We start from the raw sequence: 24762 nt of genomic DNA on the forward strand, positions 1-24762 counted from the left end.
TTGTTGGCGCGGCAGCAGCAAGCCGCGCAGTTCAAAGTCCTGCCGAAACCCGTCGAAACCGCAAACTCGGAGAAGTCGGGGCAATCAAGGTATAGTTATGGCGGACTCTCAATACACCCGGCGCGGCCCTCAACGGCAGCCCGGGAAACCACCCATCCCAGCCCCAATGTGGGGGTAGCAGAGCCGTTTGGCGAGGCCAAATCACAAATTGGCCTTGCGAAACCGCCCTGGTCCCTATAACTAGCCCCAATCATCCACATATTTCGTCCCACCTACAACGGAGCGACAGTCCATGGCTCGCGTCACCGTAGAAGATTGCATCGACAAGGTCGACAACCGGTTTGACCTGGTCCTGCTGGCTGCCCACCGTGCCCGCATGATTTCGTCCGGTTCACAACTAACGGTTGACCGCGATAACGACAAGAACCCTGTTGTATCTTTGCGTGAAATTGCCGACGAGACCATCTCGCCGGAGGACCTCCGCGAGGAGCTGGTGCACTCGCTCCAGAAATTCGTCGAGGTCGACGAGCCCGAGCCGGATACGGTGCCGCTGATCGGTTCCGCCGGCGCCAGCGTCGACGCGGACGATACCGAGGTTGCGGTTGAGCGCATGACTGAAGAGGAGCTCCTGAAGGGCCTCGAAGGCCTCGCGCCGCCGGAAGAGCAGCCCGAGGAAGACGAGTAATCGTCCCATCGCGATCGTTGACTTCTTGTGATCTTATCAAAGGCCCGAACCCGTGTTCGGGCCTTTGCTTTTGTTGGCGATTTCGTGGTTACCATAGCCTTGTCGGTTTGCGCCGCGCACCTGTCACCGAATTGATCGGACGCGCGCGCGATCGGAGCTAAGATGTATGCAACGGGCTGTTTCTTGGTCCGTTTGAAGGCAGGACGGCATGGTGTATCGACGCCGCAGACCAACGCAGATGCAGGGCGCAACCGAATCGGTTGCCGTGGCCCCGACTGCGTCGGTGGCACGGTCGGCGAAGCCGCGCGCGCGCATGATGCGCCAGTATGACCTCGTCGAGCGCGTTCGGTCCTACAATCCCAACACCAACGAAGACCTGCTGAACCGCGCCTATGTCTACGCCATGAAGGCGCACGGCTCGCAGACCCGTGCCTCCGGCGATCCGTATTTCTCGCATCCGCTCGAAGTGGCGGCGATTCTCACCGACCTGAAGCTCGACGATGCGACCATCGTCGCCGCGCTGCTTCACGACACGATCGAGGACACCGAGGCGACCCGGGCGGAGATCGACCAGATCTTCGGACCGGAGATCGGTGCGCTGGTCGAGGGCCTGACCAAGCTGAAGCGGCTGGAGCTGGTGTCGCGCGAAGCCAAGCAGGCCGAGAACCTGCGCAAATTGTTGCTGGCCATTGCCGACGATGTCCGCGTTCTGCTGGTGAAGCTCGCCGACCGCCTGCACAACATGCGCACGCTGGAATTCGTGCCGACGGAATCGCGCAGGCGCATCGCCGAGGAGACGCTCGACATCTACGCACCGCTCGCGGGGCGTATGGGCATGCAGGAAATGCGCGAGGAGCTGGAGGATCTGTCCTTCCGTACCCTCGATCCTGAAGCCTATTCGGTGGTGATGCAGCGGCTCGACGCGCTCGCCGAACGCAATCGCAATCTGATCGGCGAGATCGAGGCGCAGCTCTCCAACAATCTGCGCCACAGGGGCCTCGGGGCGCGGGTCTATGGTCGCCGCAAGAAGCCCTTCTCGATCTGGACCAAGATGGAGCGCAAGTCCGTCGGCTTCGAGCAATTGTCCGACATCTTCGGCTTCCGTGTCGTCGTCAACGACGTCGAGTCCTGCTATCGCGCGCTCGGTATCGTCCACACCACCTGGCCGGTCGTGCCGGGGCGTTTCAAGGACTATATCTCGACGCCGAAGCAGAACGATTATCGTTCGATTCACACGACGGTCATCGGTCCCGGCAACCAGCGCGCCGAACTCCAGATCCGCACCGAGGCGATGGACCAGATCGCCGAGCGCGGCATCGCCGCGCACGTGTTCTACAAGGAAGGCGTGGGCTCGCCGACCGAATTCCTCAAGCGCGAGTCCAACGCGTTTGCCTGGCTGCGCCACACGGTCGGCATCCTCACCGAGAGCACCAACCCCGAGGAATTCCTCGAGCACACCAAGCTTGAGCTGTTCCACGACCAGGTGTTCTGCTTCACGCCGAAGGGCAAACTGATCGCGCTGCCGCGCCATGCCAATGTGATCGACTTCGCCTATGCCGTGCATACCGACGTCGGCAACAGCGCGGTGGGCTGCAAGATCAACGGCAAGTTCGCGCCTTTGTCCTCGGAGCTCCAGAACGGAGACGAGGTCGAGGTGCTGACGTCGGAAGCGCAATCGGCGCCGCCGTCGGCCTGGGAAACGCTCGCGGTCACCGGCAAGGCGCGCGCCGCGATCCGCCGCGCCACGCGCACCGCCGTGCGCGATCAATATGTCGGCCTCGGCCGGCGCATCGTCGAGCGCCTGTTCGAGCGCGCCAAGATCGAATATGCCGACGACAAGCTCAAGGGTGCGCTGCCGCGGCTAGCGCGCACCTCGATCGAGGACGTCATGGCGGCGGTCGGCCGCGGCGAGATCAAGGCCTCGCACGTCGCGCGCGCGATGTATCCCGACTACAAGGAAGAGCGTGTCGCGCGCTACGGCATCAAGAAGGGGCTCGCCGCCAAGCTCAAGGAGAAGGTGACCTCCGAGCCGCCGCGCAGCCCGGTCGCGATCCCGATCCGCGGCATCAATTCCGACCTGCCGGTGAAGTTCGCGCCGAATGGCGGCGCGGTGCCCGGCGACCGCATCGTCGGCATCGTCACGCCGGGTGAGGGGATCACGATCTACCCGATCCAGTCGCCTGCCCTGAAGGATTTCGAGGAGGAGCCGGAGCGCTGGCTCGACGTGCGCTGGGACATCGAGGACTCGATGCCGCAGCGCTTCCCGGCCCGCATCAGGGTCGAGAACGTCAACGAGCCGGGCGCGCTGGCGCAGATCGCAACCGTGATCGCCGAGCACGACGGCAACATCGACAACATCAGCATGCAGCGCCGCTCGCCCGACTTCACGGAGACGACGATTGACCTCGAAGTCTACGATCTGAAGCATTTGAGCGCGATCCTGGCGCAGTTGCGCGCCAAGGCGGTCGTCGCCCGCGTCGAACGTGTTAATGGATAGGCGTCTTTCGTGTTCGCCTGTCTTCTGAATCTGTGAGCCTTGCAATGCCCGCTCTTCCGCTCCGCCTCGGCGTCAATGTCGACCATGTCGCGACCCTGCGTAATGCCCGCGGTGGCCGCAATCCCGATCCGGTGCGCGCCGCGCTGCTGGCGATCGAGGCCGGCGCCGACGGCATCACCGCGCATCTGCGCGAGGATCGCCGCCACATCCGCGACGATGACATGGCGCGCCTGAAGGCCGAGATCTCCAAGCCGCTGAATTTCGAGATGGCGGCGACCGACGACATGATGCGCATCTCGCTCGCCACCAAGCCGCATGCGGTGTGCCTGGTGCCTGAGCGCCGCCAGGAGGTGACGACAGAAGGCGGCCTCGATGTTGTCGGCCAGCACAACGCGCTTGCGCCTTACATCGCACGGCTGAACGATGCCGGCATTCGCGTTTCGCTGTTCATTGCGGCCGATCCGGCGCAGATCGAGATGGCGGCGCGGCTGCGCGCGCCCGTGATCGAGATCCACACCGGCGCCTGGTGCGATGCCGTGGTCGATGGCCACGCGGACAAGGCCGCGGCGGAGTGGCAGCGGATCGTCGCGGGGGCAAAGCTTGCAAAGGCTGCTGGCCTGGAGGTCCATGCCGGGCATGGGCTCGATTATGCGACGGCGGAGACAATCGCAGGCCTGCCGGAGATGATGGAACTCAACATCGGCTACTACCTGATGGGCGAGGCCCTGTTCGTCGGTCTCGCCGAGACGGTGCGCTGCATGCGCGTGGCCATGGATCGCGGCCGGAGCCAGGCATGATCATTGGCATCGGCTCCGACCTGATCGACATTACCCGTGTCGCCAAGGTAATCGAGCGCCACGGCGAGCGCTTCCTTGACCGCATTTTCACCGAGGCCGAGCGGGCCAAGGCGGCGCGGCGGGCCAAGAACGAGAAGATGGTGGTGGCGACCTATGCCAAACGCTTTGCCGCCAAGGAGGCCTGCTCCAAAGCGCTCGGCACCGGCATCCGGCAGGGCGTCTGGTGGCGCGACATGGGGGTGGTCAACCTGCCGGGCGGGCGGCCGTCGATGCGGCTGACAGGGGGCGCCCTGGCCAGGCTCCAGGCCCTGACGCCGGAGGGATTCGAGGCGCAGATCGACCTGTCGATCACCGATGACTGGCCGCTGGCGCAGGCCTTCGTCATCATTTCCGCTGTTCCGCTGGCCAAGCCCTGACGGCTTGGCGATAATTTTATAATTCGTATTAAAAATCAATGTCTTATGGGTTTTTGATGCGATCCTTGATTGCGTGGCCCCCGACAACCGTCTAAAAGTCCGCGAACGCAAATCAGCCTGGGCGAATTCGGCTTTACGCCGGAATTAGCCCTCACTATCAGAATCAGGACAATCTCCTTGCGCCGCGCAGCGATGGGCCGTTCGCGGGAGGAGGGCGCTCTGTGACCGCCGGTCGGAATTGAGAGAGCAATGAGCGTGACTTCGGGAACAAAAACTGAGAGCGGCGTCGGCGAAACGATCCGGGTCGTGATCCATGCTCTCCTGATCGCGCTCGTGATCCGCACCTTCCTGTTTCAGCCCTTCAACATCCCGTCCGGCTCGATGAAGGCGACGCTGCTGGTTGGCGACTATTTGTTCGTCTCGAAATATTCCTACGGCTATAGCCACTACTCGATCCCGTTCTCGCCGCCGCTGTTCTCGGGACGCATCTGGGGCTCGGATCCGAACCGCGGCGACATCGTGGTGTTTCGGCTGCCGAAGGACGATTCCACCGACTACATCAAGCGCGTGATCGGCCTTCCCGGCGACCACGTCCAGATGAAGGACGGCCTGCTCTACATCAACGACACGCCGGTCGAGCGGCAGCGCATGAGCGAATATGTCGGCGAAGATCCGTGCGGCTCCGAAGGCGGCGGCCTGTCCCGGGTGAAGCGCTGGAAGGAGACGCTGCCGAACGGCGTGTCCTACGAGACGCTGGATTGCGCCGACAACGGCTACATGGACAACACCAACGTCTACACCGTGCCGCCCGGCCATTTCTTCATGATGGGCGACAATCGCGACAACTCGACCGACAGCCGCTTCCTCGGCCAGGTCGGCTACGTGCCGCAGGAGAACCTGATCGGCCGCGCCCAGATGATCTTCTTTTCCATCGCCGAAGGCGAGCATGCCTGGATGTTCTGGCGCTGGCCGTGGGCGGTGCGCTGGAATCGTTTCTTCAAAATCGTCCGATGAAAGACGAAGCCAAGGACATCACGACCCAACCGATCGAGGCGCCAGCGGGCCCTGACGGCGAAGCTGCGACCAAGACGCTTGCGGGCAAGTCGTCTGCGAAGAAGAAGCGGGTGCGGAGCAGCAAAGCCAAGGCGGCTGACGCGAATGCGGCGCTCGAGGCGCGCATTGGCTATAGCTTTGCGGATCCGAACCAGCTGATCCAGGCGATCACGCATGTCTCGGCGCTGAAGTCCGGGCGCAAGCGCGGCGACAGCTACCAGCGGCTGGAATTCCTCGGCGACCACGTGCTCGGGCTCGTCGTCTCCGACATGCTCTATCACGCCTTCCCGAACGCTGATGAGGGCGAGCTGTCCAAGCGTCTTGCCGAGCTCGTGCGCAAGGAGAGCTGCGCCGACGTCGCCAAGTCGCTCGGTCTGCTCGATGACATCAAGCTCGGCTCGGTCGGCTCCAGCGCCGATGCGCGGCTGCGCAAGTCCATCCTCGGTGACGTCTGCGAGGCCGTGATCGGCGCAATCTTCCTCGACGGCGGCCATGCGGCGGCGGATGAGTTCGTCAAGCGCAACTGGACCGAGCGCATGCATAAGCCGCGGCGGCCGCTGCGCGATCCCAAGACCGTGCTCCAGGAATGGGCGCAGGGGAAGGGGTTGCCGACGCCGGTCTACCGCGAGGTCGAACGCACCGGTCCGCATCACGATCCGCAGTTCCGGGTCGCGGTGGACCTGCCGGGGTTGGCGCCGGCCGAAGGCATCGGCGGCAGCAAGCGCGCGGCGGAGAAGGTCGCGGCTTCAGTCATGATCGAACGTGAAGGTGTTGGCGGCGGCAATGACGGTTGAAGCAAGCGGCGAGGCCCCTGCCGCAACGCGCTGCGGCTTCGTGGCGCTGATCGGCGCGCCCAATGTCGGCAAATCCACGCTGGTCAATGCGCTGGTCGGGGCCAAGGTCACGATCGTCTCGCGCAAGGTGCAGACCACGCGCGCGCTGATCCGCGGCATCGTGATCGAGAACAACGCACAGATCATCCTGGTCGACACGCCCGGCATCTTCCTGCCCAAGCGAAGGCTCGACCGCGCAATGGTCTCGACCGCCTGGAGCGGGGCGCATGACGCCGACCTCGTCTGCGTGCTGCTCGACGCCAAGGCTGGGATCGACGAGGAAGCCGAGGCGATCCTCACCAAGGCCGCCAGCGTCAAGCACGAGAAGATTCTGGTGATCAACAAGGTCGATCTGGTCCAGCGCGAGAAGCTGCTGGCGCTGGCGCAGGCCGCCAACGAGCGCATGCCGTTCGCGAAGACCTTCATGGTCTCGGCGATCTCGGGCGACGGCGTCGACGACATTCGCGCGACGCTCGCCGAGATGGTGGCTCCGGGTCCGTTCCTTTACCCCGAGGACCAGATGTCGGATGCGCCGATGCGACATCTGGCGGCCGAGATCACCCGCGAAAAGATCTTTCGCAAGCTGCACCAGGAATTGCCCTACCAGTCCACGGTCGAGACCGACAAGTGGGAGGAGCGCAAGGACAAGTCCGTGCGCATCGAGCAGACGATCTTCGTGGAGCGCGAAAGCCAGCGCAAGATCGTGCTCGGCAAGGGCGGCGCCACCATCAAGTCGATCGGTGCGGATTCGCGCAAGGAACTCGCCGAGATCCTGGGCGTTCCGGTGCATCTGTTCCTGTTCGTCAAGGTGCGCGAGAACTGGGGCGACGATCCCGATCGCTATCGCGAGATGGGCCTGGAATTTCCCAAAGAATAACCAAGAAAAGATCGGTATTTGATGAGCGTGCCCCGCAACGTCCAGCGCTTCGAAGCGCTGCTCTATGCATCGCTGATGCTGGATGCCCTGTCGGTCGCGGTGCAGGACCGCACGCCCACCATCGAGATGACCGAGCAGATGATCATGACGGCGACGCTGCTCGCCGGCTGCATGATTGCGCTGCTGGTCTATTTCGTCTGGCTCGCCGCGCACTGGCGTAAGAACTGGCCGCGCTGGGTGTTGGCGGCAGCGCTGGTGCTGTCGGTGATCTCGCTCGGCCAGATCATTGGCGAGCGGGGCCTGGAGCTCGACAGCATCATCGAGATCGTCTCCTGCGTGTTGACGGTGTTCGGGCTGTACTTCTCCTTCAGCGGCGACGCGCAGGGCTGGTTCAACGCTTGAAGTCCGCCCCTACGGTCTCTCGAAATGCGCTAGACTTCCGCCCATGGAATGGACCGACGAAGGCATCGTGCTGGGCGTGCGGCGGCATGGCGAATCCAGCGCCATTGTCGAGCTGCTGACACGCGCCCACGGCCGGCATCTCGGCCTCGTGCGTGGCGGCGCTGGCTCGCGGATGCGGCCGCTTTTGCAGCCGGGGAACAGCGTCAGCGTGGTGTGGCGGGCGCGGCTCGACGAGCATCTCGGCACCTATGCGATCGAAGGCCTGAAGCTGCGCGCGGCCACGTTGCTGGGATCGTCGCATGGCGTCTATGGCGTCACCCATCTGGCCTCGATTGCGCGGCTCCTGCCGGAGCGCGATCCGCACGAGCAGATTTTGGCGCTGCTCGAACATTCTCTCGACGATTTCGACGACATCGGCAGCGCCGCCGTGCACGTCATTCATTTCGAGCTGGCCATGCTCGGTGAGCTCGGATTCGGGCTGGCGCTGGAAAATTGCGCGGTGACGGGCGAGACCGACGACCTGATCTACGTCTCGCCGAAATCCGGCGGAGCCGTGTCGCGCACCGCTGGTGAGCCGTGGCGAGACCGGCTGTTGCGATTGCCGCCATTCCTGCGCCGGGGCGAGGTGTACAGCGATCTCACCGACGAAGATCTCCAGGACGGGTTTCGGCTCACCGGCCTGTTCCTGCTGCGCCATGTGCTGGAGCCGCGCGGGCAGGGCCATTCCGACGCGCGCGCAGGCTTCATCAATGCCCTGACGAGACAGCAGGCCAAAACGGCGCTCCCAGCGCCATGAAAAGGGCATCAATTCCGGCGCCAGACCTGACGGGGCCTCCGCCCTGCCTCAGGACATGGCGCTTCCCGGAACGAAATCGGCCAGCTTGAGTTGGCCCGACAGGTTCCACAACGGGGATAGCCTAAATGTTGATCAAAGGATTTGCGCTGACCGCGGCACTCCTTGCTTTTGCGCCGGACGCGATGGCCGGCGAGCCGCAACCGGGCGTGTTTCGTCGGGCCTCCTGCACCGTGGTCCGGTACTATGTGGCGAAATATTCCGCTGCGGCCGCAGAGACATGGGCGCGATCCAAGGGCGCGACGGAGGCTGAAATCGAGGTGGCCCGGCGCTGCGTGGCCAACGCGCCGGTGACCGCTCAGGCCAAGGTCCAGCCGATCGTTACCGCCGGTTGGGCAGGGCAGTAGAAGCCCACGGGGAACCAATCCATCCTTGCCCGATTCGCTTCCACGGTTTAACCGGGCGGCATGGGAAAACGATTGATTCCGCCGGAAGAACCGGCCGAAATTCACGAGGTGCCGCTGCGGGACGCGCTGGAAGAGCGCTATCTCGCCTATGCGCTCTCCACCATCATGCACCGCGCGCTGCCGGATGCGCGCGACGGCCTGAAGCCGGTGCACCGGCGTATCCTCTACGGCATGCGCCTGCTCCGGCTCGATCCGGGCACGGCTTTCAAGAAATCCGCGAAAATCGTCGGCGACGTGATGGGTTCGTTCCATCCGCATGGCGACCAGGCGATCTACGACGCCATGGTGCGCCTCGCGCAGGACTTTTCCTCGCGCTATCCGCTGGTCGACGGCCAGGGCAATTTCGGCAATATCGACGGCGATAATCCCGCCGCCTACCGCTACACCGAAGCGCGCATGACCGATGTCGCGCGGCTCCTGCTCGACGGCATCGACGAGGACGGCGTTGAATTCCGTCCCAATTACGACGGCCAGTCGAAAGAACCCGTCGTGCTGCCCGGCGGCTTCCCGAACCTGCTCGCCAACGGCGCGCAGGGAATCGCGGTCGGCATGGCGACCTCGATCCCGCCGCACAACGCCGCCGAGCTTTGCGAGGCCGCGCTGCATCTGATCGAGAAGCCCGACGCGAAATCCAAGGCGCTGTTGAAGTGGGTCAAGGGCCCGGATTTCCCGACCGGCGGCATCTGCGTCGATTCCAAGCAGGCCATCGCTGAAGCCTACACCACCGGCCGCGGCTCGTTCCGCGTCCGCGCTAGATGGGAGCAAGAGGAGGGAAATCGCGGTACCTGGGTCGTCGTCGTCACCGAGATCCCCTTTCTGGTGCAGAAGTCGCGCCTGATCGAGAAGATCGCCGAACTGCTGGACCAGAAGAAGCTGCCGCTGGTCGGCGATATCAGGGACGAGTCGGCCGAAGACGTCCGTATCGTGATCGAACCGAAATCGAAGAACGTCGATCCGGCGCTGATGATGGAATCGCTGTTCCGGCTCACCGAGCTCGAAAACAAAATTCCGCTGAACCTGAACGTGCTGATCAAGGGTCGCGTCCCCAAGGTGGTGGGGCTCGCCGAGTGCCTGCGCGAATGGCTCGATCATTTGCGCGACGTGCTGATCCGCCGCACCAATTTTCGCAAGGTGCAGATCGAGCACCGGTTGGAAGTCCTCGGCGGTCTCCTGATCGCCTATCTGAACCTCGACGAGGTGATCAGGATCATCCGTACCGAGGATGAGCCGAAGCCGGCGCTGATGAAGGCGTTCAAGCTCACCGAGGTACAGGTCGAAGCCATCCTCAATATGCGGCTCCGGAGCTTGCGCAAGCTCGAGGAAATGGAAATCCGCACCGAGGACAAGAACCTCCGCAGCGAGCTCAAGGGCATCAACGCGTTACTCGCCTCCGAGCCCGAGCAGTGGAAGAAGGTCGCCGAGCAGGTCGGCAAGGTCCGCGACATGTTCGGGCCCAAGACGCCGCTCGGCAAGCGTCGCACCAGCTTTGCGGACGCGCCCGAGCACGATCTTGCCGCGATGGAGGAGGCCCTCGTCGAGCGCGAGCCGGTGACGGTCGTCGTCTCCGACAAGGGCTGGATCCGCACCATGAAGGGGCATGTCGAGGACCTCTCGGGCCTGACCTTCAAGCAGGACGACAAGCTCGGCTTGGCGTTCTTCGCCGAGACGACCTCGAAGCTGCTGCTGTTCGCCACCAACGGAAAATTCTACGTGCTCGACGTCGCAAAGCTTCCGGGCGGCCGGGGCCATGGCGAACCGATCCGCCTGTTCATCGACCTCGAGCAGGAGGCAGCTCCCGTCGCGCTGTTCGTCAACAAGGGCGGTCGAAAATTCCTGGTCGCGAGCCACGAGGGCCAGGGCTTCATCGTCAACGAGGACGATTGCGTCGGCACGACCAAGAAGGGCAAGCAGGTCCTCAACGTCGACATGCCGAACGAGGCGCGCGCGATCACCGAGGTGCTCGGCGACACCATCGCGGTCATCGGTGAGAACCGCAAGATGCTGATCTTCCCGATTGGCGAGGACGTGCCGGAGATGGCGCGCGGCCGCGGCGTGCGCCTGCAGAAGTACAAGGACGGCGGCCTCTCCGACATCGCCGTGTTCGAGGCCAAGGCGGGACTGACCTGGAAAGACTCTGCCGGCCGCGAGTTCTCGGCGACGATGAAGGAACTCGCCGAGTGGAAAGGCACCCGCGCCGACGCCGGCCGCCTGCCGCCGAAGGGATTCCCGAAGTCGAACAAGTTCGGGCGAGTGATCGGGTAGGGCGCAGGCCGTCGCCGCAACATCCGTGTCATGCCCCGCGAAGGCGGGGCATCCAGTACGCCGCGGCTTTTCCTGATCATCGCGCAGTCCCTGGAATACTGGATCGCCCGCTTTCGCGGGCGATGACACCGAAGTTGTGACGCGCAAACGCGTGGCAGATAGTCGTGAGCGCATACGTGCCTCTGCCGTATGGGCACGAACATTGCTTTTTCCTGGCGAACCGCAAACGGCTCGTCCAAAGGCAAAAGGCACCAATGTCCAAACTGAAGACTTTCATTCCGGCGCTGTTCGCGCTCGCGTTGGTGGCGGCGCCCGCGCATGCGGCAGGCAATCTCGTTGCGGTGCTTGAAGCGGAGATCGTCACGCTCGATCCGCATTTCTCGACGGCCTACATTTCGCGCACGTTCGGCTACATGGTGTTCGACACGCTGTTCGCGAAGGACTCCAAGGGCGACGTGAAGCCGCAGATGGTGCAGGACTGGAAAGTCTCAGCCGATGGCTTGACCTACAGCTTCACGCTGCGCGACGGACTGAAGTGGCACGATGGTCAGCCGGTCACCGCGGCCGATTGCGTGGCGTCGCTGCGGCGCTGGGGCACGCGCAGCGCGCTCGGCCGTCGTATTTTCGCCATCACGGCCTCGCTCGCGCCGACGGATGCCAAGACGTTCGTGCTGACGCTGAAAGAGCCTTCAGGTCTGGTCATCGACGCCCTCGGCAATCCTGTCAGCCCCGTCGCGTTCATGATGCCTGAGCGCATTGCCAAGACGCCCGGGGACCAGCGTATCACCGAGATCATCGGCTCCGGCCCGTTCGTCTACAGCAAGGCCGATCACCGCACCGGCGATCGCATGATCCTGAAGAAATTCACCGACTACGTGCCGCGCTCCGAGCCCGCCGACTTCCTCGCGGGCGGCAAGCGCGTCAACGTCGACACACTCGAGATCCGCGTCATTCCCGATGGCTCGACGGCGGCGTCCGCGCTCCAGGCCGGCGAAATCGACTTCATGCAGTACGCGCCGTTCGATCTGCTGCCGGCGCTGGAAAAGAACGCGCGCGTGAAGCTCGTCAATTTCACCGGCGGCAACATGTTTGCAGGCGCCTATCGCCTCAACGCCGCATCAAAGCCGTTCGACGATCCGGCGATCCGGCGCGTGTTGTGGAAGCTGGTTGATCAGCGCGAAGTGCTGGACGCGCTCGGCCTCGATGCCAAATACGCCGCACCTTGCGCGACGTTCTTCACCTGCGGCACCACCTACGACAGCAAGGCTGGCATTGAAGCTGCGGCAAGTCCGTCGATCGAGGCGGCGCGGGCGGCGCTGAAGGCGACGAAATATGCCGGCGAGCCCGTAGTCGTCATGGAAGCCAACGATCTCGAAGCCCCGCGCGTCTCGGCGCAGGTGCTGGCCGAGCGGCTGAAGCAGGCCGGGTTCAACGTCGACCTCCAGGTCATGGACTGGGCGAGCGTGCTGGCGCGCCGCGCCAAGAAGGAAGGCTGGAGCGTCTACGGCGTTCATGCCGGCGGGTTCGATCTCGGCTCGCCCCTGACCAACGTCATGGTCGCCTTCAATTGCGTCGACTTCACCGGCTGGCAATGCGATCCGCGCATCACGCCGCTGATGGAAGCCTTCGCCAAGGCGCCTGCCGAGGAGGATCGCAAGACAATCGCGGGCGAGATCCAGAGCATCATGTACGATCAGGCGCCGGCTATTCCGTGGGGCCAGTTTGCCCAGCCCGCCTATCGCGCGACTTTGCGCGGTCTGATACCGTCCGCCATCCCGGTGTTCTGGAACGTTGAGAAGTAACGCGATGTACGATGTCATTGTTGTCGGCGGCGGCTCGGCCGGCGCCGCTGTTGCCGCAAGGCTCTCCGAGGATCCCGCACGACGCGTGCTGCTGCTCGAAGCCGGTCTCGACTGGCGCGCCGACGAGGCGCCCTGGGAGGTGAGGACGCCCAATCCGATCCCGATCATCCACAAGCGCGAATACCAGGAGAAGTGGCAGTGGCCGCATCTGCTGACCCGCCGGGTGGCGGAGCAGGAGCCGCGCTTCTATTGGCGCGGCAAGGGGCTTGGCGGCTCATCGATGATGAACGGCCAGATCGCGATCCGCGGCGTTGCTGACGCGTTCGACGAATGGGCGGCCAATGGCTGCACCGGCTGGTCGGCCAAGGACGTGATGCCGCTGTTCTCGGTGATCGAGGATGATCTCGATTTTGGCGATGTCGAAGGACATGGCCGCGGCGGGCCGTTGCCGGTCTATCGCGCGCCGTCCGAAAAATGGGGCCCGATTGATCGGGGCCTGCGCGATGCGGCGCTGGCGAGCGGCTATCCCTGGTGCGCGGACGTCAACGGTCCGGACGGCGAGGGGGTGGCCTGCTATCCCATCAACAGCCGCGACAGCCGCCGCATCACCACCAATGAGGGTTATCTCGAGCCCGCGCGCGGCCGCTCCAATCTGGAGATCCGAGGCAAGGCGCTGGTCGATCGCGTGCTGATCAGCGATGGCCGGGCGACCGGCCTGCGCGTTCACATCGAGGGCCAGGGCACCAGCGAGATCAGCGCGCGCCAGATCGTGCTCTGCGCCGGCGCCATCCACAGCCCGGCGATCCTGCTGCGCTCGGGCATCGGACCTGCCGACGAGTTGAAAGCGATGGGGATCGCGGTCGAACGAGACCTACCGGTCGGTCGGCACTTCTTCGACCATCCGCTGTTTCGCGCAACCATTCAGCTTCACGAGAGTCTCCGGCCGACCGATCAGGACACCCGCCACACCAATTGCTGCGTGACCTATTCCTCTGGTCTCGCCGATGGCGGCAAGCGCGACATGATCCTGATCGCCTTCAACCACCGCGGCATCGGTGTGCCCGGGGCGATCGGCGCCGGGCTGTTCAACGCGTATTCGCGTGGTTCACTGAAACTGGCTTCGATCGATCCTGGCATCGATCCGATGGTCGAGGAGAATATGCTGGCCGATCCCCGCGACATGCTGCGCATGAAGGACGCGGTGAAACGACTGGCCGTGATCACGGCCCAGCCGGCGCTGGCCGGCATCGCCGACTGGATACGGCTGACCGACACCGACCTGACGCTGCCGCAGGCAGCAGCGTTGCCGGATCATGAGCTCGACGTGTTGCTGCGCCGTGAAACTGGAGACATCCAGCACGCTGCCGGCAGCTGCCGCATGACTGGCGTCAATGACGCCGATGGCGTGGTCAATCCTGACGGCACGGTGAAGGGTATCGCGGGCCTGCGCGTGGCTGACGCGTCGATCATGCCGTCGGACTGCCGGGCCAACACCCACTTCACGACGGTGGTGATCGGCGAGGCGATTGCGCGGATGATGATGCGGAAGTGCTAATCCGTCACGCGCGCTCCGCTCGCAATGACGGAGCAAGCGGCCAGGCCATCGGCCTCAAATTCACATTTCAAATAGCAGACACACCATCGCCTTCTCGCGGCGCATTGTGCCCGAGGTTTACTCTCCAATTCACGCCCGCTTTAAAGAAAGGGCGCGGGGAAGGCCGGGCGCCGGCTGGCACCCGCAGGTCCGTGCGCCATAGAAATGCACACGGGGTAGACCATAGGTTCGCCGGATCGTCCGGCCTTCCCTGCGCGGTGGTTTACGGCTTACTTCGTGCTCTCCCCGGGGAGCGATGCACTATTGCCCCCGTCGCGTTGCGGATGACTGATGCGCGCGCCCGGTCGGGCCGCCACATCACCGCAAGACTTGACGCACAGGCTCCGGGCGTCAGGACCACACGACTTCTTCGTCCGCGCACGTCTTCGCTGGGACTTCGGGAGCTGGCGTGTGCTCACGCCCGAAGCCATGCGAAGACGCTGTCGACGTCGTGTCGTTCGCGCGAAGACCATTGCTCACGGCCAAGGCCGCCCTGCAATGCCGATCGCGCCCGACGCCGTCGCGTCCATCGCACCTCGGCCCGCGGTTCGTGACGATCGCGATCCGCCCCTTGTCTCGGGCCAGGGTGTTTCGCTTGTACGACAAATCCGAATTTCGGTAAAGTGGAATATCTTGATTGATGGGGCTTGACAGGTCACGAGGTTCGGCAGTGCGGCTGTTTCTGCCCGACGGGCAATCGAGTTTGACCCAACTCGGACAATGGCTGTAGCCTGCCAGTGGCTGAACGTGCTTTGATGAATTGGGCCGAAATTTCCGGTGCAGGCTCGCGCAGCCTGCAACCACACCGATTATGGGGGGACCGCTATGCAGAGGCTGTTGGCCGTTTTTCTGATTGTCATTGGTTTGTCGTCGCCGCAACTCGCGAAGGCCGGACCGAACGAAGACGCTGCGGCGGCCAGATCACAGTGGGAGCAGGTCTACAATTCGGGCGATGCCGACAAGTTCGTCGCTCTCTATAGCAAGGATGCGACGCTTTTTGGATCGACTGCCCAGCTATTCTCCGGCTCGGAGGGCGTGCGTACCTACTTCAGCAAGCTTCCGCCAGGCATCCAGGCAAAGATGGGCGACCAACAAGCCATTGCGGTGGGATCAAATGTCCTTCTCAGCTCCGGTTTTGCGAGTTTCATCCTCAAAGACGGCACGGTGATCCCCTACCGTTTGACGCTCGCGTTGGTGAAAGTCGATGGCCAATGGCTGATCGCTCAGCACCACGGCTCGCCGGTCCCGAAATGAACTAGCGAACCAGGCCAGTCAGTTGGCCCGGAGCTGAAGAGCTGCTCATCGGAGTGAAGCGGACTCGCGATGCTTGCCGAGAGCTTCTTCAGCTCATGACCTCAAGCGGACTTGCCGACGTTCATCTCCGAGGTCCGGTTTTCCCGCCTGTCACCTAAAGCTTGCTCAGGATTTCGCACAACGCCCTGCGAACGGAGTCGTTCGTATAGGGGTCATCCGGGTGTGGTGCAGAGCCTTCTCTGTTGAAATGGGGCCGCTCGTCCAACCGTCGCCCCCATTCCACATCGGCTTCGCGGACAAGTTCTGCCAAATGATAATCCGAGGCGAGAACCTGTTTGCAGTAATCTGCCAAAGCAACCAGCGGCTGATCAAGGTTGTTGAGCAGCAGCGCGCTTTCCTTGAGCCGACGGTGCAGCAGCGCCTGCAAAGCTCCCGTCGAATCCGTGAGGTTGGTTCTCAGCCATGTCCCGATCGCCGTCTCGGCTTCTTGCCCTCTGGGGACCGCGGACCCGCCTTTCATCGCGCCCGGGCCAATCATCCGTCCCATGGCTTCTTGTGCAGTGAACTTTCGACTCTGGCGGATTTCGCGTTCAAGTTGGGCGTCCGCCTCGGAACGCTGCTTGTCCTGGTCATCGCTCATCGAATTTCCCCTTCGGCAAGGCAATGTCCGGAGTGGATCATCCCAACGCAGACGTGTTGCAGAGGTTAACGAATGTCCGCCTCAGTCAACTTGCCTGAAAAGAAATGTCACTCTTCCGAAGAGTCGCGCGGGGCAGCGCTACGTGCTTGATCTAGATCAACCGCGCCGTTCATCTGAACGAACAACTGCACCATCGCCCCTCTGGCCCAAACCCAAATTTGAAACCGTGCGTTGATCCTGATCAACGGTTCAGGTGGAAAGCAGCTACAACTATCTGCTCGGGAACTCTGCAAGCTCCATCATTCTCGGTAGCCGTGCCCGTCGCGGCGCATCGAAGCAGGCCATGGAAACCTGAAGCATGACTTCCGATATCGACCACTCGCCCTCTTTCGAGACTACTGCCAGCCAGTGGATCCATCTCGTCGGCGTTGGCATCGAGATCTTCGGCATTTTCGTCATCGTTGCCGGAATCATCTGGTCCAGCCGATACTTCCTTGGAAGTGCAGGCTCGTCGCGATACGATAGCTACAAGATCAGCATCGGCCGATCGCTCCTGCTTGGCCTCGAAGTATTGGTCGCGGCCGATATCGTCAAAACGATCGCCATCGAGTTGACATTTACGAGCCTCGGTCTGTTGGCCGGCCTGGTCCTGGTGCGCACCTTTCTGAGTTGGACGTTGGTGCTTGAGATAGAAGGCCGCTGGCCGTGGCAGCGAGACTTGGCCGCCACTGCTCAAATCGAACGCGAGGGCAGCGGATAGGTCGCCGTTTTGCTCAAAGAGCCAGACGAAGCTCCAAGCCTGGTTCGTTCAGGGGAGGCTACGATGACTGAGTTGCTGGTCGCAATAGGTCTGATAGCCGGTGTCATCGGCGCTCACGAGGTGGGTTTTTGGTTGGGTTCACTGACTCGCTCGGCCGATGAACCTTTCGATCGACAAGTAGCCCTCATTCGTGCATCGACCGGTGCTCTGGTTGCGTTTTTGGTTGGCTTTTCGTTTTCTGGGGCAGCGTCCCGCTTCGTGGACCGAGTAGACATCGTGGTGAAAGAGGCGAACGCGCTCGGTACCGCGTACTTGAGAGCTGACGCCATCGCCGAACCCCAGCGCGGTGAACTGAAGGCAGCGATAAAAGAGTATACTGCCGATCGGGTAGTATTGCTGAGCCGCGAAGGGCGCGACCAAATTGAGCCGTTGCTCGCGAAGATAAGCGCCTTGCACGAACGAATGTGGCGGTCCGCGCTTCTGGCCACTCGTGACAACGCACCGTTGATGGCAGTAGTTCTGCCGCCCATCAACGACGTCATCGACCTGCACTCGGTGCACCTGGCTATGGCAAGGAGGCATCTGCCGATTCCGATCATGACTTTGCTTTTGGGAACGGCGGCGATCAGCCTTGGTATCGTGGGCTTCGGCAACGGGCGCGTAGGCCGCCGGTTTTCTGTGCTCGACTCTGTTTATGGAGTCGTCTTGGCGGTCGCTCTATGGATGACTATCGACCTGGATTACCCGAGCATCGGCCTAATTCGAGTGAGCAATCTCGCGGTGGCGGAAACCTTGGCCGCAATGAAATAAGTATCGGAGACTTCGGCTTCCGGCCCAAGGCCGCCATGGAGCCCTGTCGGCTTCAACGTCGCTTCCAATAGCAAACCGGACGCGGCGGACCAATGTGTCCACGCCCTAAATCACCCCCACCATCCGCAACGCCACGCCCGCTGCGCAGCTACCCGCGAGCACCGTGAGCATGCCGAGCTTGAAGCGGAAGATCGCGGTTGCGGCCGCGATTGACAGCAGCAGTGCCGGCACATCGACGCTGGTCAGCACGGGCCTGTCGAAGGCGAACGGGAACGCATGCACCGGTACAGTTTCCCGGAACAGCGTGTGCAGCGCGAACCAGATCGAGAGGTTGAGGATGACGCCAACGACGGCGGCGGTGATCGCGCTGAGCGCGCCGGCGAGTCCCGTGTTGCCGCGCAGGCGTTCGATGTAGGGGCCGCCGACGAAGATCCAGAGGAAACAGGGTGTGAACGTGACCCAGGTCGCGAGCAGGCCGCCGAGCGTCGCCGCGAGCATCGGCGGCAGGCCGCTTGGATCGCGATAGGCGGCCATGAAGCCCACGAACTGGAGCACCATGATCAGCGGGCCCGGCGTGGTCTCGGCCATGCCGAGGCCGTCGAGCATCTCGTGCGGCTTCAGCCAGTGATAATGCTCGACCGCCTGCTGGGCGACATAGGCCAGCACCGCATAGGCACCGCCGAAGGTGACCAGCGCCATCTTTGAGAAGAACAGCGCGATCTGGCTGAACACGCTGGCCTGTCCGAGGCCCAAAAGCAGCGCGATCACCGGTGCGAGCCATAGCGCAAGCCAGAGCGCGCCGACGCGGATCGCGCGCGCGGTATCGGGGCGGACGTGATCGGGCACGGCGTCGCCGAGCATGCTGTCGATCACGGCGCTGCTGCCGCCATGGCCGTGACCGGCCGGGGCAAATTCCGGCCGACCGGTTCTCGCGCCGACATAGCCGATCACGCCGGCCGCGATGATGATGATCGGGAAGGGGACGGCGAAGAAGAAGATCGCGACGAATGCGATCGCGGCGAGCGCGATCATGATACGGCTCTTCAGCGCGCGCTTGCCGACGCGCACCACGGCCTCGAGGACGATGGTGAGCACGGCGGCCTTGAGCCCGAAGAACAGCGCCTCGACGAAGCTGACATTGCCGTAGGCGGCGTAGACGTAGCTCAGGCCCATGATGGCGATGATACCGGGCAGGATGAAGAGCCCGCCCGCCATCAATCCGCCGGCGGTCCGGTGCATCAGCCAGCCGACATAGGTCGCGAGCTGCTGCGCCTCCGGTCCCGGCAGCAGCATGCAGTAGTTCAGCGCGTGCAGGAAACGGCCTTCGGAGATCCAGTTCTTCTCCTCGACCAGAATACGGTGCATCACCGCGATCTGGCCCGCGGGCCCGCCAAAACTGAGGCAGGCGACGCGCAGCCAGACGCGAAACGCTTCACTGAAGCTGATGCCGTGACCGGCATCAGCTCCTGCTTGAAAGCTACGCGTATCCATTACGCCTTCGCCTTGTTGGTCGGCCAATTGTGGGTCTCGGTGGTGGCGTCGCGGCACCAGCGGTAAAAGGCGTCGTAGAGCAGCATGCCGGCCTCGAGCTGTTCGAGGTCGTCGTCATACATCCGCGACAGCCCGAGCGAGGCCGCGAGCAGGCCGGGGGCCTCCGGTGCGAGGTCGGGCCGGGCGGTGTCGGCGCCGCGCACCAGCGTCGCGAGCCGGAGCAGCGACGGCGTCGCAATCCCGAACTCCTCGATCATCACGTCGAAGGTGCAGAGTTCGCCACGGTGGCTCCAGAACACGTTCTCGATGTCAAAGGGAGCTGCGTTGAAGCGCTCGCCGACGGCGACCACTTCGGAGGGCGCGACGAACAGGAACACCGCGTCGGGATCGACGAAACGGCGGATCAGCCAGGGGCAGGCGATGCGGTCGACCTTCGGCCGCGCGCGTGTCACCCAGACGGTGCGGCCCTTGGAGTCGCGCGGCGGCAGCTTTGTCGCGTCCACCAGCGGCAGCTTTGCCGCCTTCCAGCCCTCGAAGCCGCCCTCCAGCGTCTCGGCCTGGACGCCGAGCTGCCGGAGCCACGCTGCGGTGCCCTGCGCGAGCTTTTCGCCCCGGAAGCACGAGACGATCGCGGAACGGCCCGCGAAGTCGCCGCCCCAGTCCGGAACGTTCTCGTGGCTGAGCTTGATCGAGCCCGGGATCAGCCGCCGGTCGGCGGCAAAATCCTCGTCCGTCCGCACGTCGATCAGGGCAGGGGCGTTCGCCGTGCCGATCAGCCGTGCCAATTTGTCAGCAGATATCGTTGTGTAGGAAGACATGATGCGCCCTCGTAAGATCAAACGGGACGCGATACTTGGGCATGTCGCCTCGTGGGGAGATCGCTCAAATCCCCATGAACGCCATTACAGCGAAACCACGCCGAGCTGTCAATCGGCTCGTTTCCTCGATTTTGCCCAGACGCCCCGCACGTCTATATTGCGGTCAACGGACCGGACCTTTCGGAGACTTTACGATGCATTCCCATTCGGTCGACCAATGGACCCACGACCACGCCTTCCTCGGCGACAAGCACGACGAGAACGAGCGGCGCACCTGGCTGGTCGTGGTTCTGACCTTGATCATGATGGTCGGCGAGATCGTCGCCGGCTCGCTGTTCGGCTCGATGGCGCTGCTCGCCGATGGCTGGCACATGGGCACGCATGCGGCGGCGCTCGGCATTGCAGCGTTCGCCTACCGTTTTGCGCGGCGGCACCTGGGGAATTCGCATTTCACCTTCGGCACCGGCAAGTTCGGCGATCTCGCCGCCTTCTCCAGCGCGATCATTCTGGGATTGATCGCGGTCGAGATCGCCTATGAGAGCGTGCTGCGGCTGTTCACGCCGGTGCCGATCGTCTATGGCGAGGCGATTGCGGTGGCAGCCCTCGGCCTTTGCGTCAATCTCGCCAGCGCGTGGCTGTTGCGCGGCAGCCATGATCACCATCATCACGGTCATGATCACGGCCACGGCCATGCCCATCATGATCACGATGATCACCATCACCACCAACATCACGACAACAATCTTCGCGCGGCCTATGTCCACGTCATGGCGGATGCCGCGACCTCGGTACTGGCGATCGGCGCGCTGGTCGTGGCGATGTATTCGGGCTGGGTGTGGGCGGATCCCGCCGTCGGCCTGATCGGCAGCGCGGTGATCGCGAGCTGGGCGTTCGGGCTCGTCAATAGCGCGGGCGCGGTGCTGCTCGACGTGCGCGCGGACGAGAAGCTGGAGCGGACCATTCGTATCCGCATGGAAGTCGGCGATGACCGCGTCACCGATTTGCATCTCTGGCGGGTCGGTCCCGGCCATTGCGCCGTGCTGGTCTCGCTGGTGTCGGACCAGCCGAAGCAGCCGGCCGTCTACAAGAAGCGCCTCGCCGGGCTGAAGGGGCTCAGCCACGTCACCGTCGAGGTCGAGACCTGCCCGCATTAACGTGATCGGCGGGCGCGGAATTCCGCGGCGCGGCCGGGGTTGATCCCCGGTCGCAGCATTCCCCCGCTGCAAGGAGGCACCAAGGATCATGCCAGGGATCATGAAGATCACGCTCGCTCTCGCCGTCGCCGCGCTCGCGCTGTCCGGCCATACGGCCGTGGCACAGTCGGAAAAGCCCGGGGTCGAGAAGCTCTACATCCTCAATTGCGGCGAGGGCGTTGCCGGCGACATCGGGCGCTGGTCGCCCGGGGTGAACGAAGGCCAGTCGATGGATTTCGTCGACAGCTGCTATCTCATCAAGCACAAGCAGGGCTGGTTCCTGTGGGACACCGGCATCCCCGACGCGGTAGCGTCGATGCCGAACGGGCTTGCGCCTGCCGATCCCAAGGCGGTCACGTGGCGGCGGCCGAAGACGCTCGCAGCCCAGCTCGAGCAGATCGGCGTCAAGCCCTCCGACATCAAGGCGATGGGCGTCTCGCATACCCATCCCGATCATATCGGCAATGTCGAGATGTTCCCGCAGGCGACCCTCTACGTGCAGAAGGCCGAATATGACTGGCCCGGCACAAACAACGAGCCGCGCTTCAAGCCATCGCATCCGGTCGAGCTGTTGAGCGGCGACAAGGACGTGTTCGGCGACGGCAGCATAACCGTGCTGTCGACGCCCGGCCACACGCCGGGACACCAGTCACTGCTGGTGAAATTGCCGAAGACCGGCGCCGTGGTGCTGTCCGGTGACGCCGCCCACTTCAAGAGCAACTGGGAGAACCGCCGCGTTCCCGTCAACAATGTCAGCAAGGACCAGTCGCTCGCCTCGATGCAGAAGATCGCCGAGACGCTCGGCAAGGAGAAGGCGCAGCTCTGGATCAATCACGACAAGGCCCAGCGCGACAGCCAGAAGATGTCGCCGGAGTTTTACGAGTAGCATTCCGCAACGACCCTGCTGCCACCAGGGTGGCAGCAGGGGTGTGCTATCGCCCCACCAATGCTCCGGAACAGGAGACGATTGTGGGGGAATGGCTCGGGGTTGCGATCGCGCTGGCATCGAGCAGCATCGGCGGCACCGCCGCGGCGGTCACCCGCTATCTCGTCGTCGGCGCCGATCCAGTCCTGCTCGCGATCCTGCGCTGGGGGATCGGCTTTCTCTGCCTCTTGCCGTGTGCGCTGCTGCTCTGTGTGCGCTGGCCGCAGCGGTCAGACTGGCCGGCCGTAGCGCTGCTCGGCATCTGCTTCTTCGGCCTGTTCTTCATCCTCTACAATATCGCGGTCTCCTACACGACCGCGGCGCGCGCCAGTCTCGCGCTGGCGACGTTGCCGCTCCACACCATGGTCGTCGGCGCAATTCTCGGCGTGGAGCGGCTGACACTGCGCAAGATCATTGGCGTCGGCATCGCCATGCTCGGCGTGGCGGCAGCGCTGGCGGCGGGCCTTGCGCAGAGCCCGCCCGGGGCATGGCGCGGCGAATTGATCATGACCGGCGCCGTGTTCTGCATGGCGTTCTACAACGTGCTGTCGCGCCCGCTGATGCAGCGCTCTAGCGCGCTCGGCTTTCTCACCGTCGGCATGGGCGCGGGTGCCGCCGTCCTGGTGATTGCGGGCCTGTTGAAGGGCAGCTTTGCGGCGTTCGATCACTTCACGACGGCGCAGTGGATTGCCGGCATCTATCTCGGCGCCGGCGGCGGTGCACTCGCCTTCATCCTCTGGGTCATGGCGCTGGCGCGCGCGACGCCGACCCGAGTTGCCAATACGATGACGGTCAATCCGATCGCGGCCACCATGCTGGCGGCGCTGCTGATCGGCGAGCCGATCACGCCAAACCTTCTGATCGGGCTGGTTGCGGTGTTCGCCGGCATCTGGATCGCGACCAGCGAAACGAAGAAGGCCTAGCTCCGTGGCGCGGTCACCGCGGGCGGGCTCGCGTCCGGTGTCTTCTTCGGCTTCAGACTGCCGGCGTAGAAGGACACCAGCCAGACCAGGATGATGGCGAGGAGATAGACGCCCCAGGCCTGCGGCGGCGTCACCGCCCAACGCAAGAGGCCTTTGAACGTGCGGGGCGGACGGTTGTCTTCGGTCATGGTCCGCTTGTGCGCGAAAGCCGCCGCGCGGTCAATCCGGCCGCGGCGCCGCGCGGATCAGGAACAGCGCCGCCAGTGCCGAGAGGCTGAGCGCTGACGAGACCATCAGCACCTTGGTCCCCATGACGTCGATCAGCAGGCCGAAAGCCAGCGGCGCCACCGCCTGCGCCATCCGCGCCGGCGCGCCGATGACGCCGAGGCGGTAGCCAAAATCCTTCGGGCCGAAGATCGACAGTGGCAGCGTGCCGCGCGCGATCGTCAAAATGCCGTTGCCCGAGCCGTGGAGCAGCGCAAAGGCGCTCGCGGCGGGGGCGCCGAAGATGGCAACGACGGCAGCTCCGATCGGGTGGGTGAGGCAGGCGAGGCGCGTCGACCACAGTGGATGGAAGCGGCTGAGAAAGCCCGCTTCGAGAATGCGCGCCACCACCTGCGCCGGTCCGATCAGCGCGCCGGCCGCGATCGCTTCGACATGCGTTGCGCCCATGGTCTCCAGAATGCGCGGGAAATGCACGGCCATGGCGCCGGTGACGGTCCAGACCGCGGCGAAGACGAAGGCGAGCAGGATCATGGTGCGGTCGAGCGGCACATGCGGCTTTTCCGCCGTTGCTGCCGCCGGCTTGGCGCCCTTGATCGCCGGCAGCACCAAGAAGTTGAGCGGCAGGCCGATCAGGATGTTGGCGGCCGCCCAGGCAAAACAGGTATCGCGCCAGCCGATATGGGCAAGCCCCCAGGCGGTGAGGGGCCAGCCGACGGTCGAGGCAAAGCCCGCCATCAGCGTGATGCCGGTGATGGGCCTGCGCGCCTCGGTGCCGTAGATGCGGCCGAGCGCGGCGAAGGCGGCATCATAGAGCCCCATCGCCATGCCGAGGCCGAGCACGAGCCAGGCGATTGCCATCACCGTCACCGATTGCGAGACGCCGAGCAGCACCAGGCCGGCCGCGATAGTCAGGTTCGAGGCCGACAGCACCTGCCGGCCGCCGACGAGATCGATCTGCCGCCCGATCCGCGGACCGAGCATGGCCGAGATCACCAGCGATGCCGAGAACGCGCCAAAGATCCAGTTCGAGGAGACGCCGAGATCGTGCGCCATGGGATCGGCGAGAAGCGCCGGCAGATAGTAGCTCGAGGCCCAGGCCAGGGTCTGCGTGGTGCCGAGTGCCAGGATGATCGGAAGCTGGCGCTGGCTCATATCCCGTTGTTTCTGGTCGGCGGTGTCATCGGTTGCATTTGCAGCCCGCGGCGCGCGCGCGTCAACCGCGTCCGCGGCATATTCGACCTGCTG

At 64.0% G+C, this 24762-nt stretch carries 24 protein-coding genes; 19 read left to right on the forward strand and 5 right to left on the reverse strand.

The features are described 5' to 3' along the window. The first annotated feature begins 292 nt into the window (after positions 1-292). From rpoZ to ACPPVR_RS18920, 14 genes are all read left to right on the forward strand, one after another. Complete coding sequence (rpoZ, locus tag ACPPVR_RS18855; protein WP_014494742.1) at positions 293-685, forward strand: DNA-directed RNA polymerase subunit omega; 393 nt, start codon at positions 293-295, stop codon at positions 683-685. Positions 686-893: 208 nt separating this feature from the next. Further along, positions 894-3182: a RelA/SpoT family protein gene (locus ACPPVR_RS18860; protein ID WP_426615655.1), complete on the forward strand. Its 2289-nt coding sequence runs from the start codon at positions 894-896 to the stop codon at positions 3180-3182. Positions 3183-3226: 44 nt separating this feature from the next. Next, complete coding sequence (locus tag ACPPVR_RS18865) at positions 3227-3979, forward strand: pyridoxine 5'-phosphate synthase (protein WP_426615656.1); 753 nt, start codon at positions 3227-3229, stop codon at positions 3977-3979. Beyond that, on the forward strand, positions 3976-4395 hold the full coding sequence (acpS, locus tag ACPPVR_RS18870) for a holo-ACP synthase (protein ID WP_426615657.1): 420 nt from the start codon (positions 3976-3978) through the stop codon (positions 4393-4395). Before ACPPVR_RS18865 ends, acpS begins: the two co-directional genes overlap by 4 nt. A 249-nt stretch (positions 4396-4644) precedes the next feature. Next, a complete protein-coding gene (lepB, locus tag ACPPVR_RS18875; RefSeq protein WP_426615658.1) occupies positions 4645-5409 on the forward strand; it encodes a signal peptidase I in 765 nt (254 codons plus the stop codon). Further along, a complete protein-coding gene (gene rnc, locus ACPPVR_RS18880) occupies positions 5406-6242 on the forward strand; it encodes a ribonuclease III (RefSeq protein WP_426615659.1) in 837 nt (278 codons plus the stop codon). Before lepB ends, rnc begins: the two co-directional genes overlap by 4 nt. After that, a complete protein-coding gene (gene era, locus ACPPVR_RS18885) occupies positions 6232-7158 on the forward strand; it encodes a GTPase Era (RefSeq protein WP_426615660.1) in 927 nt (308 codons plus the stop codon). The genes rnc and era overlap by 11 nt, the downstream gene beginning before the upstream one ends. A gap of 21 nt (positions 7159-7179) precedes the next feature. After that, the gene (locus ACPPVR_RS18890) at positions 7180-7560 is read left to right on the forward strand and encodes a hypothetical protein (protein WP_426615661.1); all 381 of its coding nucleotides are present in this window, start codon (positions 7180-7182) and stop codon (positions 7558-7560) included. 43 nt (positions 7561-7603) lie between these two features. Next, positions 7604-8356 carry a DNA repair protein RecO gene (gene recO / locus ACPPVR_RS18895; protein ID WP_426615662.1) on the forward strand — a complete coding sequence of 251 codons (753 nt, stop codon included), beginning with the start codon at positions 7604-7606 and terminating at the stop codon, positions 8354-8356. A 125-nt stretch (positions 8357-8481) separates the two neighbouring features. Continuing rightward, a complete protein-coding gene (locus ACPPVR_RS18900) occupies positions 8482-8760 on the forward strand; it encodes a hypothetical protein (protein ID WP_426615663.1) in 279 nt (92 codons plus the stop codon). Positions 8761-8820: 60 nt separating this feature from the next. Further along, entirely contained in the window at positions 8821-11082 is a 2262-nt protein-coding gene (parC, locus tag ACPPVR_RS18905) for a DNA topoisomerase IV subunit A (protein WP_426615664.1), read from the forward strand. A gap of 254 nt (positions 11083-11336) precedes the next feature. Further along, positions 11337-12884, forward strand: a complete 1548-nt coding sequence (locus ACPPVR_RS18910; protein ID WP_426615665.1) for an ABC transporter substrate-binding protein — start codon at positions 11337-11339, stop codon at positions 12882-12884. Positions 12885-12888: 4 nt separating this feature from the next. After that, positions 12889-14439, forward strand: a complete 1551-nt coding sequence (locus tag ACPPVR_RS18915; RefSeq protein ID WP_426615666.1) for a GMC family oxidoreductase — start codon at positions 12889-12891, stop codon at positions 14437-14439. Between the two features lie 864 nt (positions 14440-15303). Then, positions 15304-15732, forward strand: coding sequence for a nuclear transport factor 2 family protein (locus ACPPVR_RS18920; protein WP_426615667.1), 429 nt, complete (start codon positions 15304-15306; stop codon positions 15730-15732). Between the two features lie 154 nt (positions 15733-15886). Here ACPPVR_RS18920 and ACPPVR_RS18925 read toward each other — a convergent pair whose 3' ends face one another. Then, positions 15887-16372 (reverse strand): hypothetical protein, encoded by a 486-nt coding sequence (locus tag ACPPVR_RS18925; RefSeq protein WP_426615668.1) that lies wholly within the window; start codon positions 16370-16372, stop codon positions 15887-15889. A 358-nt stretch (positions 16373-16730) separates the two neighbouring features. Between ACPPVR_RS18925 and ACPPVR_RS18930 the strand changes: the two genes are divergently transcribed. Beyond that, positions 16731-17132 (forward strand): DUF1622 domain-containing protein, encoded by a 402-nt coding sequence (locus tag ACPPVR_RS18930; protein WP_426615669.1) that lies wholly within the window; start codon positions 16731-16733, stop codon positions 17130-17132. A 63-nt stretch (positions 17133-17195) separates the two neighbouring features. Next, positions 17196-17942 (forward strand): hypothetical protein, encoded by a 747-nt coding sequence (locus ACPPVR_RS18935; RefSeq protein WP_426615670.1) that lies wholly within the window; start codon positions 17196-17198, stop codon positions 17940-17942. Positions 17943-18047: 105 nt separating this feature from the next. Here ACPPVR_RS18935 and chrA read toward each other — a convergent pair whose 3' ends face one another. Together chrA and ACPPVR_RS18945 are read right to left on the reverse strand one after the other, a co-directional pair. Next, entirely contained in the window at positions 18048-19433 is a 1386-nt protein-coding gene (gene chrA / locus ACPPVR_RS18940; protein WP_426615671.1) for a chromate efflux transporter, read from the reverse strand. Then, positions 19433-20251 (reverse strand): chromate resistance protein ChrB domain-containing protein, encoded by an 819-nt coding sequence (locus tag ACPPVR_RS18945; RefSeq protein ID WP_426615672.1) that lies wholly within the window; start codon positions 20249-20251, stop codon positions 19433-19435. Before ACPPVR_RS18945 ends, chrA begins: the two co-directional genes overlap by 1 nt. A gap of 194 nt (positions 20252-20445) precedes the next feature. Here ACPPVR_RS18945 and dmeF point away from each other — a divergent pair, with 194 nt between their 5' ends. From dmeF to ACPPVR_RS18960, 3 genes are all read left to right on the forward strand, one after another. Then, positions 20446-21405 (forward strand): CDF family Co(II)/Ni(II) efflux transporter DmeF, encoded by a 960-nt coding sequence (gene dmeF / locus ACPPVR_RS18950; protein ID WP_426615673.1) that lies wholly within the window; start codon positions 20446-20448, stop codon positions 21403-21405. 88 nt (positions 21406-21493) lie between these two features. After that, on the forward strand, positions 21494-22330 hold the full coding sequence (locus tag ACPPVR_RS18955) for an N-acyl homoserine lactonase family protein (protein WP_426615674.1): 837 nt from the start codon (positions 21494-21496) through the stop codon (positions 22328-22330). An 83-nt stretch (positions 22331-22413) separates the two neighbouring features. After that, positions 22414-23292 (forward strand): DMT family transporter, encoded by an 879-nt coding sequence (locus tag ACPPVR_RS18960; RefSeq protein WP_426615675.1) that lies wholly within the window; start codon positions 22414-22416, stop codon positions 23290-23292. On the opposite strand, the gene ACPPVR_RS18965 is transcribed toward ACPPVR_RS18960, so the two are convergent. Beyond that, positions 23289-23480, reverse strand: coding sequence for a hypothetical protein (locus ACPPVR_RS18965; protein ID WP_426615676.1), 192 nt, complete (start codon positions 23478-23480; stop codon positions 23289-23291). The genes ACPPVR_RS18960 and ACPPVR_RS18965 overlap by 4 nt on opposite strands. Before the next feature lie 31 nt (positions 23481-23511). Further along, on the reverse strand, positions 23512-24669 hold the full coding sequence (locus ACPPVR_RS18970) for an MFS transporter (protein ID WP_426615677.1): 1158 nt from the start codon (positions 24667-24669) through the stop codon (positions 23512-23514). Positions 24670-24762: the final 93 nt, after the last annotated feature.

The sequence above is a fragment of the Bradyrhizobium sp. McL0616 genome, from assembly GCF_049993385.1.
GTDB lineage: Bacteria > Pseudomonadota > Alphaproteobacteria > Rhizobiales > Xanthobacteraceae > Bradyrhizobium.

Bases quoted from the DNA above. Each gene is read 5' to 3' on its own strand.
- rpoZ (WP_014494742.1), top strand. From the start codon at position 293: ATGGCTCGCGTCACCGTAGAAGATTGCATCGACAAGGTCGACAACCGG.
- ACPPVR_RS18860 (WP_426615655.1), top strand. From the start codon at position 894: ATGGTGTATCGACGCCGCAGACCAACGCAGATGCAGGGCGCAACCGAA.
- ACPPVR_RS18865 (WP_426615656.1), top strand. From the start codon at position 3,227: ATGCCCGCTCTTCCGCTCCGCCTCGGCGTCAATGTCGACCATGTCGCG.
- acpS (WP_426615657.1), top strand. From the start codon at position 3,976: ATGATCATTGGCATCGGCTCCGACCTGATCGACATTACCCGTGTCGCC.
- lepB (WP_426615658.1), top strand. From the start codon at position 4,645: ATGAGCGTGACTTCGGGAACAAAAACTGAGAGCGGCGTCGGCGAAACG.
- rnc (WP_426615659.1), top strand. From the start codon at position 5,406: ATGAAAGACGAAGCCAAGGACATCACGACCCAACCGATCGAGGCGCCA.
- era (WP_426615660.1), top strand. From the start codon at position 6,232: ATGACGGTTGAAGCAAGCGGCGAGGCCCCTGCCGCAACGCGCTGCGGC.
- ACPPVR_RS18890 (WP_426615661.1), top strand. From the start codon at position 7,180: ATGAGCGTGCCCCGCAACGTCCAGCGCTTCGAAGCGCTGCTCTATGCA.
- recO (WP_426615662.1), top strand. From the start codon at position 7,604: ATGGAATGGACCGACGAAGGCATCGTGCTGGGCGTGCGGCGGCATGGC.
- ACPPVR_RS18900 (WP_426615663.1), top strand. From the start codon at position 8,482: ATGTTGATCAAAGGATTTGCGCTGACCGCGGCACTCCTTGCTTTTGCG.
- parC (WP_426615664.1), top strand. From the start codon at position 8,821: ATGGGAAAACGATTGATTCCGCCGGAAGAACCGGCCGAAATTCACGAG.
- ACPPVR_RS18910 (WP_426615665.1), top strand. From the start codon at position 11,337: ATGTCCAAACTGAAGACTTTCATTCCGGCGCTGTTCGCGCTCGCGTTG.
- ACPPVR_RS18915 (WP_426615666.1), top strand. From the start codon at position 12,889: ATGTACGATGTCATTGTTGTCGGCGGCGGCTCGGCCGGCGCCGCTGTT.
- ACPPVR_RS18920 (WP_426615667.1), top strand. From the start codon at position 15,304: ATGCAGAGGCTGTTGGCCGTTTTTCTGATTGTCATTGGTTTGTCGTCG.
- ACPPVR_RS18925 (WP_426615668.1), bottom strand. From the start codon at position 16,372: ATGAGCGATGACCAGGACAAGCAGCGTTCCGAGGCGGACGCCCAACTT.
- ACPPVR_RS18930 (WP_426615669.1), top strand. From the start codon at position 16,731: ATGACTTCCGATATCGACCACTCGCCCTCTTTCGAGACTACTGCCAGC.
- ACPPVR_RS18935 (WP_426615670.1), top strand. From the start codon at position 17,196: ATGACTGAGTTGCTGGTCGCAATAGGTCTGATAGCCGGTGTCATCGGC.
- chrA (WP_426615671.1), bottom strand. From the start codon at position 19,433: ATGGATACGCGTAGCTTTCAAGCAGGAGCTGATGCCGGTCACGGCATC.
- ACPPVR_RS18945 (WP_426615672.1), bottom strand. From the start codon at position 20,251: ATGTCTTCCTACACAACGATATCTGCTGACAAATTGGCACGGCTGATC.
- dmeF (WP_426615673.1), top strand. From the start codon at position 20,446: ATGCATTCCCATTCGGTCGACCAATGGACCCACGACCACGCCTTCCTC.
- ACPPVR_RS18955 (WP_426615674.1), top strand. From the start codon at position 21,494: ATGCCAGGGATCATGAAGATCACGCTCGCTCTCGCCGTCGCCGCGCTC.
- ACPPVR_RS18965 (WP_426615676.1), bottom strand. From the start codon at position 23,480: ATGACCGAAGACAACCGTCCGCCCCGCACGTTCAAAGGCCTCTTGCGT.
- ACPPVR_RS18970 (WP_426615677.1), bottom strand. From the start codon at position 24,669: ATGAGCCAGCGCCAGCTTCCGATCATCCTGGCACTCGGCACCACGCAG.